Source organism: Escherichia sp. WS1451 (assembly GCF_046487365.1).
GTDB classification, from domain to species: domain Bacteria; phylum Pseudomonadota; class Gammaproteobacteria; order Enterobacterales; family Enterobacteriaceae; genus Escherichia; species Escherichia coli.
In genome coordinates this window covers 53,488-67,415 of record NZ_JBJQJP010000002.1, presented here as the reverse complement: position 1 = coordinate 67,415, position 13,928 = coordinate 53,488, and the positions used below count along the sequence as shown (strand labels likewise).

Below are 13,928 nucleotides of genomic sequence, written 5' to 3'. Positions count from 1 at the left end.
TTGTTAAGCAGTTTTATCACGTTTGAAGTGGCGCACCGCCCCGACTGGTGAATCGTCGGGGCTTATTTTTTCTTATTATTGCAGCAGAAACTTCTCCAGGAACTGGCGGGTGCGAGGCTGCTGAGGATCGGCAAATAACGCTTTTGCGGCCCCCTGCTCGACTATCCGCCCCTGGTCCATAAAGATCGCCCGGTCCGCAACATCCCGGGCAAAGCTCATTTCGTGCGTCACAATCACCATTGTGCGCTTTTCCTGCGCCAGCTGGCGGATGGTGTTCAGGACTTCGCCCACCAGCTCTGGATCCAACGCCGACGTTGGCTCGTCAAACAAAATCACCTCAGGACGCATTGCCAGCGCACGCGCAATCGCAACTCGCTGCTGTTGACCGCCAGACAAACGACGTGGATAGCTGGTTTCTTTACCGGCCAGCCCAACTTTCGCTAACAGCTCGCGAGCGCGCGCCGTGGCCTCTTCTTTCGGTTCGCCTTTGACGATCACCGGTCCTTCAATAATGTTTTCCAGCACCGTACGATGCGGAAACAAATTAAAGTTCTGGAAGACAAACCCGACGTGCTGACGCAACTGGCGAATCAGCGATTTTTGCTGACTTAATGAACGTGCAGTATCAATAGTGATATCGCCAACGGTGATGGTTCCCGCTTCCGGTTGTTCCAGCAGATTTATGCTGCGTAGCAACGTGGTTTTACCGGAACCACTCGGACCGATAATTGCCACTACTTCGCCAGGCTTTACCTCGAGGTCGATACCGTGCAGCACCGTCTGACCGTGGAATTTTTTCACCAGGTTCTTAACTTCAATGGCACTCATTTGGGTTCCCTCTCCTGGCGATTAAGTTGATTCTCAAAATGGTTCTGCAACGTCGATAACACAGTCGCCATAATCCAGTAGATGAGCGAAGCCGCCAGATACATGGTGAACACCTCCAGCGTGCGCGAGGTAATCAACTGCGCCTGACGGAACAGCTCCGGCACCTGGATTGTCGCGGCCAGCGACGTATCTTTTACCAGGCTGATAAAGCTGTTCGACAGCGGCGGCAACGCCACCCGCGCCGCCTGTGGCAAAATCGCGCGACGCATGGTCTGCCACGGCGTCATACCAATACTGGCAGCAGCTTCCCACTGACCTTTATCAATAGAAGAAATGGCGGCACGCAGCGTTTCGGCAGCATAGGCGGCAGTGTTTAGCGACAGACCAATCATTGCTGACGGAATGGGATCTAGTTCGATGCCAAACTGCGGCAAGCCGTAATAGATCATAAACAGTTGTGCGATGAGCGGCGTACCACGAAAAATAGAGATATAAAAACGCGCCAGCCAGCGCACGGGCCAGATTGGCGACAGGCGCATCAGCGCGAGAATAAACCCTAGCAGTAAGCCAAAAAACATGCCGCCGATACTGAGTTGCAGGGTATACCCAGCCCCTTTCAACAGGAACGGCAAGGAATCAATAACCAGTTGTATACTTTCTTGCATGAGCGTTCCCGGAGCTAAACGTGGGGATGATAGGCGAACAGCGCAGGCGCGCCGCCGGTATGAATAAACAAAATCGGCCCTTCATCTTTGAAGCGTTTCTGACTGATACCGTCAATCAGCCCCGCCATCGCTTTTCCGGTATACACAGGATCAAGCAGAATGCCTTCCAGCCGCGCCAGCAATTTCACTGCTTCCATGCCTTCGTCGTTCGGCACGCCGTAGCCAGGTGCAAAATAGTCATCCCAGAGTAAAATTTCCGCTGATGCGGTCAGCTCCAGTTCTTTCGCAATCGCCTGTTGGAGGTTAACCACTTTCGGCAATTGATCGGCAACAGAACGCGACACGGTCACGCCAATCAGCTCGCTTTCAGGCATCAGGTGTTCCAGCCCAACAGCCAGTCCGGCGTGAGTTCCGGCACTGCCCGATGCGACCACCACCGACGAAATATTAACCGCCCCTTCACACTGTTGCGCGATTTCCAGCGCACTCTCCACATAACCCAGCGCGCCCAAAGCATTAGAACCGCCAACCGGAATGACATACGGGCGAAAGCCTTGTGCTTCGACTCGCGTCGCCAGCTCTTCCAGTTGGGCATTGGGATCGGTCAGTGCGTCGCACATTTCAATCTGGGTATTGAACAGATCCAGCAACAAACGATTGCCGTTGGTTAAATAGTTTTCCGCGGTTGTACCAATAGGATTTTCCAGCAGCGCCACGCAGTGCAGACCGAGTTTCGCAGCGACTGCGGCAGTCTGGCGCACATGGTTAGACTGGATCGCCCCGGCAGTAATCAGCGTATCGGCACCTTCACGCAGAGCATCTGCCGCGAGAAATTCCAGCTTACGTAATTTATTGCCGCCCATTGCCATGGGAGTGACGTCATCCCGTTTGATGAAAATTTCCCGTCCAAGATAATCAGAAAAGCGCGGCAGATATTCGAGCGGCGTTGGCGCGCCGATAAACTCCAGCCGTGGAAAACGGGTTAAATTATGCAGTGGCATAACAGCCTCCGATGTGTGTTGTTGTGATTTTCTTATTATGCACGCTGAAAACGCGTAAATAAAAAAGGCGCTAGTGAAAGCGCCCTTTTTTGTCATTATGCTGATTATTTGGTCACATCAGCACCAAACCATTTTTCGGAAAGGGCTTGCAAAGTGCCATCTTTTTGCATTTCCGCAATTGCATCATTCACCGCTTTCAGCAGGTCTTCATTTCCTTTACGCAGCGCCACGCCAGACTCCTGACGGGAGAATGCTTCACCGGTTACTGCCAGCGTATCGTTGGTTTTCTTCACCAGATCCAGCGCCGCCAGACGATCAACGAGGATCGCATCGATACGGCCTACGCGCAGATCCTGATATTTGGTCGGGTCATCATCATAGGTACGCACATCGACGCCCTGAACATTCTGACGCAGCCACTCTTCATAGTTGGTGCCCAGACCGACACCCACTTTTTTGCCTTTCAGATCATCAGCCGTTTTAATGGTGCCTTCGTTGCCTTTTTTCACCAGCGCCTGAATACCAGAAATGGTGTACGGGGTAGAGAAATCGTATTTTTTCTTGCGCTCGTCAGAAATGGTGACCTGATTAATCACCACATCAATGCGTTTAGAGTCCAGCGACGCCAGCATACCGTCCCATTTGGTCGGTTTTAGTGACGCCTCAACGCCAAGATGTTTTGCCAGCTGTTGGGCAAATTCCACTTCAAAACCGGTTAATTTGCCGTCATCCCCCTGAAAACTGAACGGCGGATAAGTTCCTTCCAGCCCTACCAGCAGCGTGCCGCGCTCTTTGACTTTATTAAGCAGACCTTCATCTGCAAAACTTTTAACGCTCATGCCCGCAACCAGCGCCACGGCCATCACACCCATCAATGCCTGACGTCCCAGATGTGCTAATTTCATATTCACCCCGAATGTTGTTATGTCTGTTTGCAGTGTAGAGCCATTGTTTGTAAACACAAAAACAACTCCGCTACATCTTATTCTTATTTAATATATATCAGAAGCAGGCAGGCTGGAGGATTTCTGCACAAGTCCGGTACACGTTTGACGCTGATAGTGTTGATACTTCCGTAACGCAATGCGGTAATTGTTGGTGCTGGTGGTGGGCAGCCACGGGGCGAGGATTTCATCAAGGAAACCGTCCTGCAGCTGATCGAGGGAAATATTTTGCTCGTGTAGATGATTACCCAAACGGCGCAGACGAACGACATATTCACGCACCGTACCTGGGCTCATTTCAGTTTGCTCAAAAAGAAATTGCTTAAAGCCGATAATATCGAAAAAATCACTCTGCGTTTTGCAATGTAAATCACCGCAGAATCGGCACAATGCCGCCCATGATTTTTGTTCCACTTGCCAGCCATTTTCATCAAGCAGCATGTCCAGGCGGGAAATCTCGATTTTATTCACTATTTTGCCGTCGCGAACGAGGGTAATGCGGTCGAGTAATTTACGGCAATGCGCGCAATGGGTCTGGCTGTGTTTAAAGTCTTTAAGATAGCGGCTTAATGGCCGTCTTTTCAGGTGCTGCACCATCATTAAGAACTCCTGGTAGTCAAAATTAAAGTGCGGCATTTACTGACGTTATAACTTACCCAGTTTAGTGCGTAACCGTTTAATGGCCTGGCTGTGTAACTGACTGACCCGCGATTCCCCGACCTCCAGCACCGCGCCAATCTCTTTGAGATTCAGCTCTTCCTGGTAATAGAGGGTTAATACCAGTTTTTCGCGCTCCGGCAACGTTTCGATAGCTTCCATCACCCGCTGGCGCAGATTACTGTCCAGCAGTTGTTGTAGCGGGTTTTCTCGCTGATGATCATCAGTAACCAGTTCAATGCTATCGCCGTGCTCTTCGCGCCACTCATCGTAGGAGAAGAGCTGGCTGTTATTGGTGTCGAGCAACATTTGGCGATAATCGGCAATATCGATCCCTAAACGTTCCGCAACCTCAGTTTCCGTGGCGTTGCGGCCAAGTTCCTGCTCCAGTTGCCCTATTGCCTGTGCCACTTCACGCGCGTTGCGTCGCACGCTGCGCGGCACCCAGTCACGGCTGCGAAGTTCATCCAGCATAGCGCCACGGATACGCTGCACTGCGTAAGTTGTAAATGCCGTTCCTTGTAGGGCGTCATAGCGTTCGACGGCATTAAGTAACCCAATGCCGCCCGCCTGTAGCAGATCGTCAAGTTCCACGCTCGCGGGCAGTCGAACCTGCAGGCGCAATGCTTCGTGACGCACCAGCGGGACATAACGCTGCCACAGCGAGTGTTTATCCATTACACCTTCAGCGGTATAGAGTGAATTCACGATAAACAGCCCTGCGTTATATGAGTTATCGGCATGATTATCCGTTTCTGCAGGGTTTTTAATCGGACGATTAGTGGGTGAAATGAGGGGTTATTTGGGGGTTACGCAAAAAGCCGAATGTAAAAAACCCCGCCGGTGGCGGGGTTTGAGAGGCATTCAGACGATTAACCCTGCAGCAGAGACAGAACCTGCTGCGGTACCTGGTTGGCTTTTGCCAGCACGGAGTTACCGGCCTGCTGGATAATCTGCGCTTTCGACATGTTGGACACTTCGGTCGCATAGTCGGCGTCCTGAATACGGGACTGCGCTTCAGACAGGTTGGTAGTGGTGTTGTTCAGGTTGGTGACGGCGGAATCCAGACGGTTCTGGATAGCACCCAGGGATGAACGGAATTTGTCGATGGAGCTGATAGCAGCATCCAGGGCAGCCAGAGGATCTTTGGTTGCAGTGCCTGCACTGGTGGTTTCTGTCGTTAATTTGCCATCTTTGCTTACATAAGCATCCGCACCAGCAACAGCTTCAAATTTACCAGTACCAGTACCTGATACCACTTTTACTGCGCCTGTATCTGCGTTGACAGAGTAAGTCGTATCGTAAGATGCAGTGGAAGTCAGTTCATTGTTGCCATCAACATATACAGCTTTAGCACCTGTAGCTACGACTGGAGTTGTACCAGAAGTCATACCATCGGCAGTACCTTTACCATTGGTAAAGGTAGCGGAACCGATCATGACACCAGATTTATAGTTGATCGTTGCGACAGTATCACCGTCGGTAGCGGTTGCTGCTGCCTGACTTGCAGATTGCAGTTGTGCCAGAATGACATCTTTAGAAACAGTGGCTGTATAAGTTACACCAGCAGCAGCGATGACACCAGCACCATCAGTAACGTCCGCAGCAGCTTTGAAATTATACGTAGTATTATCCAGAGTAACGGTAGCAGTACCGCCGTTCCCCAGAGATTTACCATCGCCAGCAAGAGTAAACAGCTCTTTAAGAGTTGCAGTAGCCGCACCACCGGAGTTGTTTGTTGTAAGGTTACCATCAGTAGTCAGGTAGGCTTGCTGTCCGCCAATTGTCAGATTACCAGTTGCGTCAACATTAAAGTTAACATCACCAGTAGCAGCCTTGTAAGTACCGGTTTTAGTCTGGCCAGCTGCCGGGAGAAGAGTATCTGCCAGAGTTCCAGCCGCAGCACTTGTTTTGTTTGCAGTATTGTTATAACTGAAGTTACCTGCATCTGCGTCGTATTTATAACTAACTGTTGAACTTGTACCACCAGCATAGGTTGCAATATCTACAGTATCGCCATCACTCAGCTTACTTAATGCCTGAGATGCAGTAAGTGCAGCGTTGCTAGTTGTAACTTTATAAGTACCATTACCGTTGTCAACGGCTTTCTGAGCAGTCAAGTCACTGATTGTGGCCGCTTTGTTTGCTATGGTACCAGAACCATTAACGTTGAAACCATTCAAACCCAGAGTATCAGAGTCAATTTTCTTCAGGTCGATAGAGATAGTCTGACCATCATTTGCGCCAACCTGAATTTTCAGGGAGCCATCTTTAGACAATACGTTCACGCCGTTGAACTGGGTCTGCCCGGATACGCGGTCAATTTCAGACAAACGGGATTTGATTTCGTCCTGAATAGAAGCCAGGTCAGAATCAGAGTTAGTACCGGTGGTCGCCTGTACAGTCAACTCACGCACACGTTGTAAGTTGTTGTTAATCTCAGACAGTGCGCCTTCAGTGGTCTGCGCCAGAGAGATACCGTCGTTGGCGTTACGTGCAGCCTGAGTCAGGCCTTTAATATTAGAAGTAAAACGGTTAGCAATCGCCTGACCCGCTGCGTCATCCTTCGCGCTGTTAATACGCAAGCCAGAAGACAGACGCTCGATAGAACTCGACAGCGCAGACTGGTTCTTGTTGATATTATTTTGAGTGATCAGCGAGAGGCTGTTGGTATTAATGACTTGTGCCATGATTCGTTATCCTATATTGCAAGTCGTTGATTACGTATTGGGTTTCCACCCGTCGGCTCAATCGCCGTCAACCCTGTTATCGTCTGTCGTAAAACAACCTTTAGAATTTTTTTCACAAACAACCATTTTTTGTTAGTCGCCGAAATACTCTTTTCTCTGCCCCTTATTCCCGCTATTAAAAAAAACAATTAAACGTAAACTTTGCGCAATTCAGGCCGATAACCCCGGTATTCGTTTTACGTGTCGAAAGATAAAAGGAAATCGCATGGCAAGTATTTCATCGCTGGGAGTCGGGTCAGGTCTGGATTTAAGTTCAATCCTTGATAGCCTCACCGCCGCGCAAAAAGCGACGCTAACCCCTATTTCAAATCAGCAATCGTCGTTTACCGCTAAACTTAGCGCCTACGGTACGCTGAAAAGCGCGCTGACGACTTTCCAGACCGCCAATACTGCATTGTCTAAAGCCGATCTTTTTTCCGCCACCAGCACCACCAGCAGCACCACCGCGTTCAGTGCCACCACCGCGGGTAACGCCATCGCCGGGAAATACACCATCAGCGTCACCCATCTGGCGCAGGCGCAAACCCTGACCACGCGCACCACCAGAGACGATACGAAAACGGCGATCGCCACCAGCGACAGCAAACTCACCATTCAACAAGGCGGCGACAAAGATCCGATTACCATTGATATCAGCGCGGCTAACTCATCGTTAAGCGGGATCCGTGATGCCATCAACAACGCAAAAGCGGGTGTTAGCGCGAGCATCATTAACGTGGGTAACGGTGAATATCGTCTGTCAGTCACATCAAATGACACCGGCCTTGACAATGCGATGACGCTCTCGGTTAGCGGTGATGATGCGCTACAAAGTTTTATGAGCTATGACGCCAGTGCCAGCAGCAACGGCATGGAGGTCTCGGTCGCCGCCCAGAATGCGCAGCTGACGGTCAACAACGTCGCCATTGAGAACAGCAGCAACACCATCAGCGACGCGCTGGAAAACATCACCCTGAACCTGAACGATGTCACCACGGGCAACCAGACGCTGACCATCACTCAGGACACCTCCAAAGCGCAAACGGCGATTAAAGACTGGGTGAATGCCTATAACTCGCTAATAGATACCTTCAGCAGCCTGACCAAATACACCGCCGTAGATGCGGGAGCTGATAGCCAGAGTTCTAGCAATGGCGCACTGCTCGGCGACTCCACGTTGCGGACGATCCAGACGCAGTTGAAATCGATGCTGAGTAATACCGTTAGTTCTTCCAACTATAAAACGTTGGCGCAGATTGGTATCACGACCGATCCCAGCGATGGCAAACTGGAACTGGATGCCGACAAACTCACCGCTGCACTGAAAAAAGATGCCAGCGGCGTAGGTGCATTGATTGTTGGCGATGGTAAAAAAACCGGCATCACGACCACCATCGGCAGCAACCTGACCAGTTGGTTTTCGACAACAGGCATTATTAAAGCCGCTACCGATGGCGTTAGTAAAACCCTGAATAAGTTAACTAAAGACTACAACGCCGCCAGCGATCGCATTGATGCACAGGTCGCTCGCTACAAAGAACAATTTACCCAACTGGACGTTTTAATGACCTCGTTAAATAGCACCAGCAGCTACTTAACTCAGCAGTTCGAAAACAACAGTAATTCCAAGTAATCAATATTCATCGGGAGACAGGTCATGTACGCGGCAAAAGGCACCCAGGCCTATGCACAAATTGGCGTCGAAAGCGCCGTAATGAGCGCCAGCCAGCAGCAGCTGGTCACCATGCTATTTGATGGAGTGCTGAGCGCACTGGTTAGAGCGCGCCTGTTTATGCAGGACAACAATCAGCAAGGCAAAGGCGTCTCTTTGTCAAAAGCGATCAACATCATTGAGAACGGACTGCGGGTGAGTCTTGATGAAGAGAGCAAAGACGAACTAACCCAAAACTTGATTGCTCTTTATAGCTATATGGTCAGGCGTTTGCTGCAAGCCAATTTACGCAACGATGTCTCCGCAGTCGAAGAAGTGGAAACATTAATGCGCAATATTGCCGATGCCTGGAAAGAGTCGTTACTCTCCCCTTCTTTGATTCAGGACCCAGTCTGATGAACCATGCACCGCATTTGTATTTCGCCTGGCAACAACTCGTCGAAAAAAGCCAGCTCATGTTACGCCTGGCAACGGAAGAACAATGGGACGAACTCATCGCCAGCGAAATGGCGTATGTGAATGCGGTGCAGGAGATCGCACACCTGACTGAAGAGGTTGCCCCGTCCACTACGATGCAGGAGCAGCTCCGCCCGATGCTGCGCCTGATTCTCGATAACGAAAGCAAGGTAAAGCAGTTATTACAGATTCGGATGGACGAACTGGCGAAACTGGTCGGTCAGTCATCGGTGCAAAAATCGGTGTTAAGTGCCTATGGCGATCAGGGCGGCTTTGTGCTGGCTCCGCAGGATAACCTCTTTTGAATCTGAACGAGTCGATGGCTCGCGAATAATCCGATTACGGCTACGCTTCTAATGTTCCCCTTGAATGGAGTCGAAGAATGCGTAATCCCACGCTGTTACAATGTTTTCACTGGTATTACCCGGAAGGCGGTAAGCTCTGGCCTGAACTGGCCGAGCGCGCCGACGGTTTTAATGATATTGGTATCAATATGGTCTGGTTGCCGCCCGCCTATAAAGGCGCATCGGGCGGGTATTCGGTCGGCTACGACTCCTATGATTTATTTGATTTAGGCGAGTTTGATCAGAAAGGCAGCATCCCTACTAAATATGGCGATAAAGCACAACTGCTGGCCGCCATTGACGCCCTGAAACGTAATGACATTGCGGTACTGCTGGACGTGGTAGTCAATCACAAAATGGGCGCGGATGAAAAAGAAGCTATTCGCGTGCAACGTGTAAATGCTGATGACCGTACGCAAATTGACGAAGAAATCATTGAGTGCGAAGGCTGGACGCGTTACACCTTCCCCGCGCGTGCCGGGCAATACTCGCAGTTTATCTGGGATTTCAAATGTTTTAGCGGTATCGACCATATCGAAAACCCCAATGAAGATGGCATATTTAAAATTGTTAACGACTACACCGGCGAAGGCTGGAACGATCAGGTTGATGATGAACTCGGTAATTTCGATTATCTGATGGGTGAGAATATCGATTTCCGCAATCATGCCGTGACGGAAGAGATTAAATACTGGGCGCGCTGGGTGATGGAACAAACGCAATGCGACGGTTTTCGTCTTGATGCGGTCAAACATATTCCGGCGTGGTTTTATAAAGAGTGGATCGAACACGTACAGGAAGTTGCACCAAAGCCGCTATTTATTGTGGCTGAATACTGGTCGCATGAAGTCGATAAACTGCAAACGTATATTGATCAGGTGGAAGGCAAAACCATGCTGTTTGATGCGCCGCTGCAGATGAAATTCCATGAAGCATCGCGCATGGGGCGCGACTACGACATGACGCAGATTTTCACGGGTACATTAGTGGAAGCCGATCCTTTCCACGCCGTAACCCTCGTTGCCAACCACGACACCCAACCGTTGCAAGCCCTCGAAGCGCCGGTCGAACCGTGGTTTAAACCGCTGGCGTATGCCTTAATTTTGTTGCGGGAAAATGGCGTTCCTTCGGTGTTCTATCCTGACCTCTATGGCGCGCATTACGAAGATGTCGGCGGTGACGGGCAAACCTATCCGATAGATATGCCAATAATCGAACAACTTGATGAGTTAATTCTCGCCCGTCAGCGTTTCGCCCACGGTGTACAGACGTTATTTTTCGACCATCCGAACTGCATTGCCTTTAGCCGCAGTGGCACTGACGAATATCCCGGCTGCGTGGTGGTCATGTCGAACGGGGATGATGGCGAAAAAACCATTCATCTGGGAGAGAATTACGGCAATAAAACCTGGCGTGATTTTCTGGGGAACCGGCAAGAGAGCGTAGTAACCGACGAAAACGGCGAAGCGACCTTCTTTTGCAACGGCGGCAGCGTCAGCGTGTGGGTTATCGAAGAGGTGATTTAAATTCATCCCCGGCGGCAAGCCGGGGAGATTTCATTACGGCAGTGGCGTCGGTAACGGCGCTTTATCCAGCGCGGCGGCACACTCTGCCGTCGGGCGATCCACACGCTCCATCGTCATACCATCGTACTCAATGGTGTTACCGTCACGCTCAACCTCGTACAGCTCACGTTTTACGGTAACGTTAGTGAGATCATCAGACATCAATGTCAACTTGCCCGGCACGGCAATCACCCGCTGCCACTGACGGCAATCGAGGGTATCGCCCTCTTTAGTGACAATCAGGCTGCCTATCGCTTCCGGACTGACCAGCGCACGTTGCGGCCCTTTGGTCTGCCAGTAGCCCGCCAGCCAGTCCGGCGCGGGGGTTTTCACGACATTGTTATAGTTTTCGACTTCGGCACAGCCCGCCAGCAACATGAGCGCGCCTGCAATTGCGAGTTTTTTCATCATTCGTCCTGCATGAGAAGAAAAGAGGATTGTGGCATTAAAGCCCTGATGTCGCCAGCCTTTCCAGGTTCAGAGAGAAATTTGATCTAACCATTATTTTTGTGAATTATTACCCCGAAAATAAATTTGCATGGTGTATGATTCGCGACTCTTGTTTCAAACCTTCTGAGTTCAGAGGCTACATTCATGTCATGGCAGCAATTCAAACACGCCTGGTTGATTAAATTCTGGGCACCCATCCCTGCGGTCATCGCGGCGGGTATTCTCTCCACTTACTATTTTGGCATTACTGGCACCTTTTGGGCTGTCACGGGTGAATTTACCCGTTGGGGCGGTCAGCTCCTGCAGCTGTTTGGCGTCCATGCTGAAGAGTGGGGTTATTTTAAAATTATCCATCTGGAAGGATCGCCATTAACCCGCATCGACGGGATGATGATCCTCGGTATGTTTGGCGGCTGCTTTGCCGCAGCGCTGTGGGCCAACAATGTCAAACTACGCATGCCGCGCAGCCGTATCCGCATTATGCAGGCCATCATTGGCGGCATTATCGCCGGTTTTGGCGCGCGTCTGGCAATGGGCTGTAACCTGGCGGCGTTCTTTACCGGCATTCCTCAGTTCTCGCTGCATGCCTGGTTCTTTGCCATCGCCACTGCCATTGGTTCATGGTTTGGCGCGCGCTTTACCCTGCTGCCCATCTTCCGTATTCCCGTGAAAATGCAGAAAGTTTCTGCCGCCTCACCGCTGACGCAAAAACCGGATCAGGCGCGGCGTCGTTTTCGTCTCGGGATGCTGGTCTTTTTCGGCATGCTGGGCTGGGCGCTGCTGACGGCGATGAACCAGCCCAAACTGGGGCTGGCAATGCTGTTTGGCGTCGGCTTTGGTTTACTGATTGAACGTGCGCAAATCTGCTTTACTTCGGCGTTCCGCGATATGTGGATCACCGGACGTACCCATATGGCGAAAGCAATCATTATCGGTATGGCGGTGAGTGCCATCGGGATCTTCAGTTACGTACAGTTAGGCGTTGAACCCAAAATCATGTGGGCGGGACCAAACGCGGTAATTGGTGGTTTACTGTTTGGTTTTGGCATCGTGCTGGCAGGCGGCTGCGAAACCGGCTGGATGTACCGCGCGGTAGAAGGCCAGGTGCACTACTGGTGGGTCGGTCTGGGCAACGTGATCGGCTCAACGATTCTGGCGTATTACTGGGATGATTTCGCTCCGGCGCTGGCCACCGACTGGGACAAAATCAACCTCCTGAAAACCTTTGGCCCGATGGGCGGCCTGCTGGTGACATATTTGCTGTTGTTTGCTGCTCTGATGTTGATTATCGGCTGGGAAAAACGCTTCTTCCGCCGTGCGGCACCGCAGACTGCTAAGGAGATCGCATGAAAAATATCGTTCCTGATTACCGTCTTGATATGGTGGGTGAACCCTGCCCTTATCCGGCAGTCGCCACCCTTGAGGCGATGCCGCAATTAAAAAAAGGTGAGATCCTGGAAGTGGTGAGCGACTGTCCGCAGTCAATCAATAATATTCCACTGGATGCACGTAATCACGGCTATACGGTGCTGGATATTCAGCAAGACGGGCCGACCATTCGTTATTTAATTCAGAAGTAATCCCTCATTCCCGCTGTGGCCCACAGCGGGAACATCGTTGCCTCTGACACATAGATTTTACCCGCCCCCTCTCCTATTCTTTTCAGTATGATCTCAGGAGGTTTCTATGTGTGGACGCTTTGCCCAATCCCAAACGCGTGAAGATTACCTTGCGCTTCTCGCGGAAGATATTGAACGCGATATTCCCTATGATCCCGAACCCATTGGCAGATACAACGTCGCGCCGGGAACCAAAGTCCTTCTGCTCAGTGAACGTGATGAACACCTTCATCTGGATCCGGTTTTCTGGGGATATGCTCCCGGATGGTGGGATAAACCGCCGCTGATTAACGCCCGCGTAGAAACTGCCGCAACCAGTCGTATGTTTAAACCGCTCTGGCAACATGGTCGGGTAATCTGTTTTGCCGATGGCTGGTTTGAGTGGAAAAAAGAAGGCGACAAAAAACAGCCTTATTTTATCTATCGCGCTGATGGACAACCTGTTTTTATAGCCGCGATAGGTAGCACACCGTTTGAGCGTGGTGACGAAGCCGAAGGATTTTTAATTGTCACTGTAGCAGCAGACCAGGGTCTGGTAGATATTCATGACCGCCGCCCGCTGGTACTGTCGCCAGAAGCTGCGCGGGAATGGATGCGGCAAGAGATTAGCGGTAAAGAAGCCTCTGAAATTGCTGCCAGTGGCTGTGTTCCAGCAAACCAGTTCACCTGGCACCCGGTATCGCGCGCGGTAGGTAATGTCAAAAACCAGGGCGCGGAGTTAATTCAACCTGTTTGATAAGCCTGGAGATTATCTACACCTGCATGGACATCATTGTACTATGCCCCGTACATGCCCCATCACATCCTCAACATCAAAGTATTAGAGCCTTGCAAACCATTATGCGTCTCAGTTTGTCTCATCTATCTTACGCAAAAAAAATAGAACTAATATCAAGCGGCGCTATATTGCGTATTAAATAAAATCACCTCAATTACATTAATAAATCTAAACAAATATCATGAAAATAATTTCCATGGTTATTTTTAGGCTATTTAAA

At 50.6% G+C, this 13,928-nt stretch carries 15 protein-coding genes; 7 read left to right on the top strand and 8 right to left on the bottom strand.

The window, feature by feature from the left end:
- Positions 1-75: 75 nt before the first annotated feature.
- The 7 genes from tcyN to ACJHX7_RS03095 all read right to left on the bottom strand — a co-directional run bounded on the left by tcyN (position 76) and on the right by ACJHX7_RS03095 (position 6,785).
- Complete coding sequence (gene tcyN, locus ACJHX7_RS03125) at positions 76-828, bottom strand: L-cystine ABC transporter ATP-binding protein TcyN (protein ID WP_001272994.1); 753 nt, start codon at positions 826-828, stop codon at positions 76-78.
- On the bottom strand, positions 825-1,493 hold the full coding sequence (gene tcyL / locus ACJHX7_RS03120; RefSeq protein WP_001158220.1) for a cystine ABC transporter permease: 669 nt from the start codon (positions 1,491-1,493) through the stop codon (positions 825-827). Before tcyL ends, tcyN begins: the two co-directional genes overlap by 4 nt.
- 14 nt (positions 1,494-1,507) lie before the next feature.
- A complete protein-coding gene (gene dcyD / locus ACJHX7_RS03115) occupies positions 1,508-2,494 on the bottom strand; it encodes a D-cysteine desulfhydrase (RefSeq protein WP_001128215.1) in 987 nt (328 codons plus the stop codon).
- A 104-nt stretch (positions 2,495-2,598) separates the two neighbouring features.
- Entirely contained in the window at positions 2,599-3,399 is an 801-nt protein-coding gene (gene tcyJ, locus ACJHX7_RS03110; RefSeq protein WP_001296168.1) for a cystine ABC transporter substrate-binding protein, read from the bottom strand.
- A gap of 87 nt (positions 3,400-3,486) precedes the next feature.
- Positions 3,487-4,038 (bottom strand): flagella biosynthesis regulatory protein FliZ, encoded by a 552-nt coding sequence (gene fliZ / locus ACJHX7_RS03105; RefSeq protein ID WP_001306737.1) that lies wholly within the window; start codon positions 4,036-4,038, stop codon positions 3,487-3,489.
- 45 nt (positions 4,039-4,083) lie between these two features.
- The gene (gene fliA, locus ACJHX7_RS03100) at positions 4,084-4,803 is read right to left on the bottom strand and encodes an RNA polymerase sigma factor FliA (RefSeq protein ID WP_001087467.1); all 720 of its coding nucleotides are present in this window, start codon (positions 4,801-4,803) and stop codon (positions 4,084-4,086) included.
- 164 nt (positions 4,804-4,967) lie between these two features.
- Complete coding sequence (locus tag ACJHX7_RS03095; protein WP_027662894.1) at positions 4,968-6,785, bottom strand: FliC/FljB family flagellin; 1,818 nt, start codon at positions 6,783-6,785, stop codon at positions 4,968-4,970.
- A gap of 265 nt (positions 6,786-7,050) precedes the next feature.
- On the opposite strand from ACJHX7_RS03095, the gene fliD reads away from it, so the two are divergent.
- From fliD to amyA, 4 genes are all read left to right on the top strand, one after another.
- The gene (gene fliD / locus ACJHX7_RS03090) at positions 7,051-8,457 is read left to right on the top strand and encodes a flagellar filament capping protein FliD (RefSeq protein ID WP_410231525.1); all 1,407 of its coding nucleotides are present in this window, start codon (positions 7,051-7,053) and stop codon (positions 8,455-8,457) included.
- A gap of 24 nt (positions 8,458-8,481) precedes the next feature.
- Positions 8,482-8,892, top strand: a complete 411-nt coding sequence (gene fliS, locus ACJHX7_RS03085) for a flagellar export chaperone FliS (RefSeq protein ID WP_000270665.1) — start codon at positions 8,482-8,484, stop codon at positions 8,890-8,892.
- On the top strand, positions 8,892-9,257 hold the full coding sequence (gene fliT, locus ACJHX7_RS03080; RefSeq protein WP_001600051.1) for a flagella biosynthesis regulatory protein FliT: 366 nt from the start codon (positions 8,892-8,894) through the stop codon (positions 9,255-9,257). Before fliS ends, fliT begins: the two co-directional genes overlap by 1 nt.
- Before the next feature lie 77 nt (positions 9,258-9,334).
- The gene (gene amyA / locus ACJHX7_RS03075) at positions 9,335-10,822 is read left to right on the top strand and encodes an alpha-amylase (RefSeq protein ID WP_094029898.1); all 1,488 of its coding nucleotides are present in this window, start codon (positions 9,335-9,337) and stop codon (positions 10,820-10,822) included.
- A 33-nt stretch (positions 10,823-10,855) separates the two neighbouring features.
- Here amyA and yedD read toward each other — a convergent pair whose 3' ends face one another.
- Positions 10,856-11,269, bottom strand: coding sequence for a lipoprotein YedD (gene yedD / locus ACJHX7_RS03070; RefSeq protein ID WP_001295642.1), 414 nt, complete (start codon positions 11,267-11,269; stop codon positions 10,856-10,858).
- Positions 11,270-11,455: 186 nt separating this feature from the next.
- Between yedD and yedE the strand changes: the two genes are divergently transcribed.
- The 3 genes from yedE to ACJHX7_RS03055 all read left to right on the top strand — a co-directional run bounded on the left by yedE (position 11,456) and on the right by ACJHX7_RS03055 (position 13,666).
- Positions 11,456-12,661 (top strand): selenium metabolism membrane protein YedE/FdhT, encoded by a 1,206-nt coding sequence (gene yedE / locus ACJHX7_RS03065; RefSeq protein WP_000118897.1) that lies wholly within the window; start codon positions 11,456-11,458, stop codon positions 12,659-12,661.
- A complete protein-coding gene (gene yedF, locus ACJHX7_RS03060) occupies positions 12,658-12,891 on the top strand; it encodes a sulfurtransferase-like selenium metabolism protein YedF (RefSeq protein ID WP_000790504.1) in 234 nt (77 codons plus the stop codon). Before yedE ends, yedF begins: the two co-directional genes overlap by 4 nt.
- A gap of 106 nt (positions 12,892-12,997) precedes the next feature.
- On the top strand, positions 12,998-13,666 hold the full coding sequence (locus ACJHX7_RS03055) for an SOS response-associated peptidase (protein ID WP_410231524.1): 669 nt from the start codon (positions 12,998-13,000) through the stop codon (positions 13,664-13,666).
- The last annotated feature ends 262 nt before the right edge of the window (positions 13,667-13,928 follow it).

Bases quoted from the DNA above. Each gene is read 5' to 3' on its own strand.
- fliT (WP_001600051.1), top strand. From the start codon at position 8,892: ATGAACCATGCACCGCATTTGTATTTCGCCTGGCAACAACTCGTCGAA.
- dcyD (WP_001128215.1), bottom strand. From the start codon at position 2,494: ATGCCACTGCATAATTTAACCCGTTTTCCACGGCTGGAGTTTATCGGC.
- tcyN (WP_001272994.1), bottom strand. From the start codon at position 828: ATGAGTGCCATTGAAGTTAAGAACCTGGTGAAAAAATTCCACGGTCAG.
- ACJHX7_RS03095 (WP_027662894.1), bottom strand. From the start codon at position 6,785: ATGGCACAAGTCATTAATACCAACAGCCTCTCGCTGATCACTCAAAAT.
- yedF (WP_000790504.1), top strand. From the start codon at position 12,658: ATGAAAAATATCGTTCCTGATTACCGTCTTGATATGGTGGGTGAACCC.
- amyA (WP_094029898.1), top strand. From the start codon at position 9,335: ATGCGTAATCCCACGCTGTTACAATGTTTTCACTGGTATTACCCGGAA.
- fliD (WP_410231525.1), top strand. From the start codon at position 7,051: ATGGCAAGTATTTCATCGCTGGGAGTCGGGTCAGGTCTGGATTTAAGT.
- fliS (WP_000270665.1), top strand. From the start codon at position 8,482: ATGTACGCGGCAAAAGGCACCCAGGCCTATGCACAAATTGGCGTCGAA.
- yedE (WP_000118897.1), top strand. From the start codon at position 11,456: ATGTCATGGCAGCAATTCAAACACGCCTGGTTGATTAAATTCTGGGCA.
- tcyJ (WP_001296168.1), bottom strand. From the start codon at position 3,399: ATGAAATTAGCACATCTGGGACGTCAGGCATTGATGGGTGTGATGGCC.
- tcyL (WP_001158220.1), bottom strand. From the start codon at position 1,493: ATGCAAGAAAGTATACAACTGGTTATTGATTCCTTGCCGTTCCTGTTG.
- ACJHX7_RS03055 (WP_410231524.1), top strand. From the start codon at position 12,998: ATGTGTGGACGCTTTGCCCAATCCCAAACGCGTGAAGATTACCTTGCG.
- yedD (WP_001295642.1), bottom strand. From the start codon at position 11,269: ATGAAAAAACTCGCAATTGCAGGCGCGCTCATGTTGCTGGCGGGCTGT.
- fliZ (WP_001306737.1), bottom strand. From the start codon at position 4,038: ATGATGGTGCAGCACCTGAAAAGACGGCCATTAAGCCGCTATCTTAAA.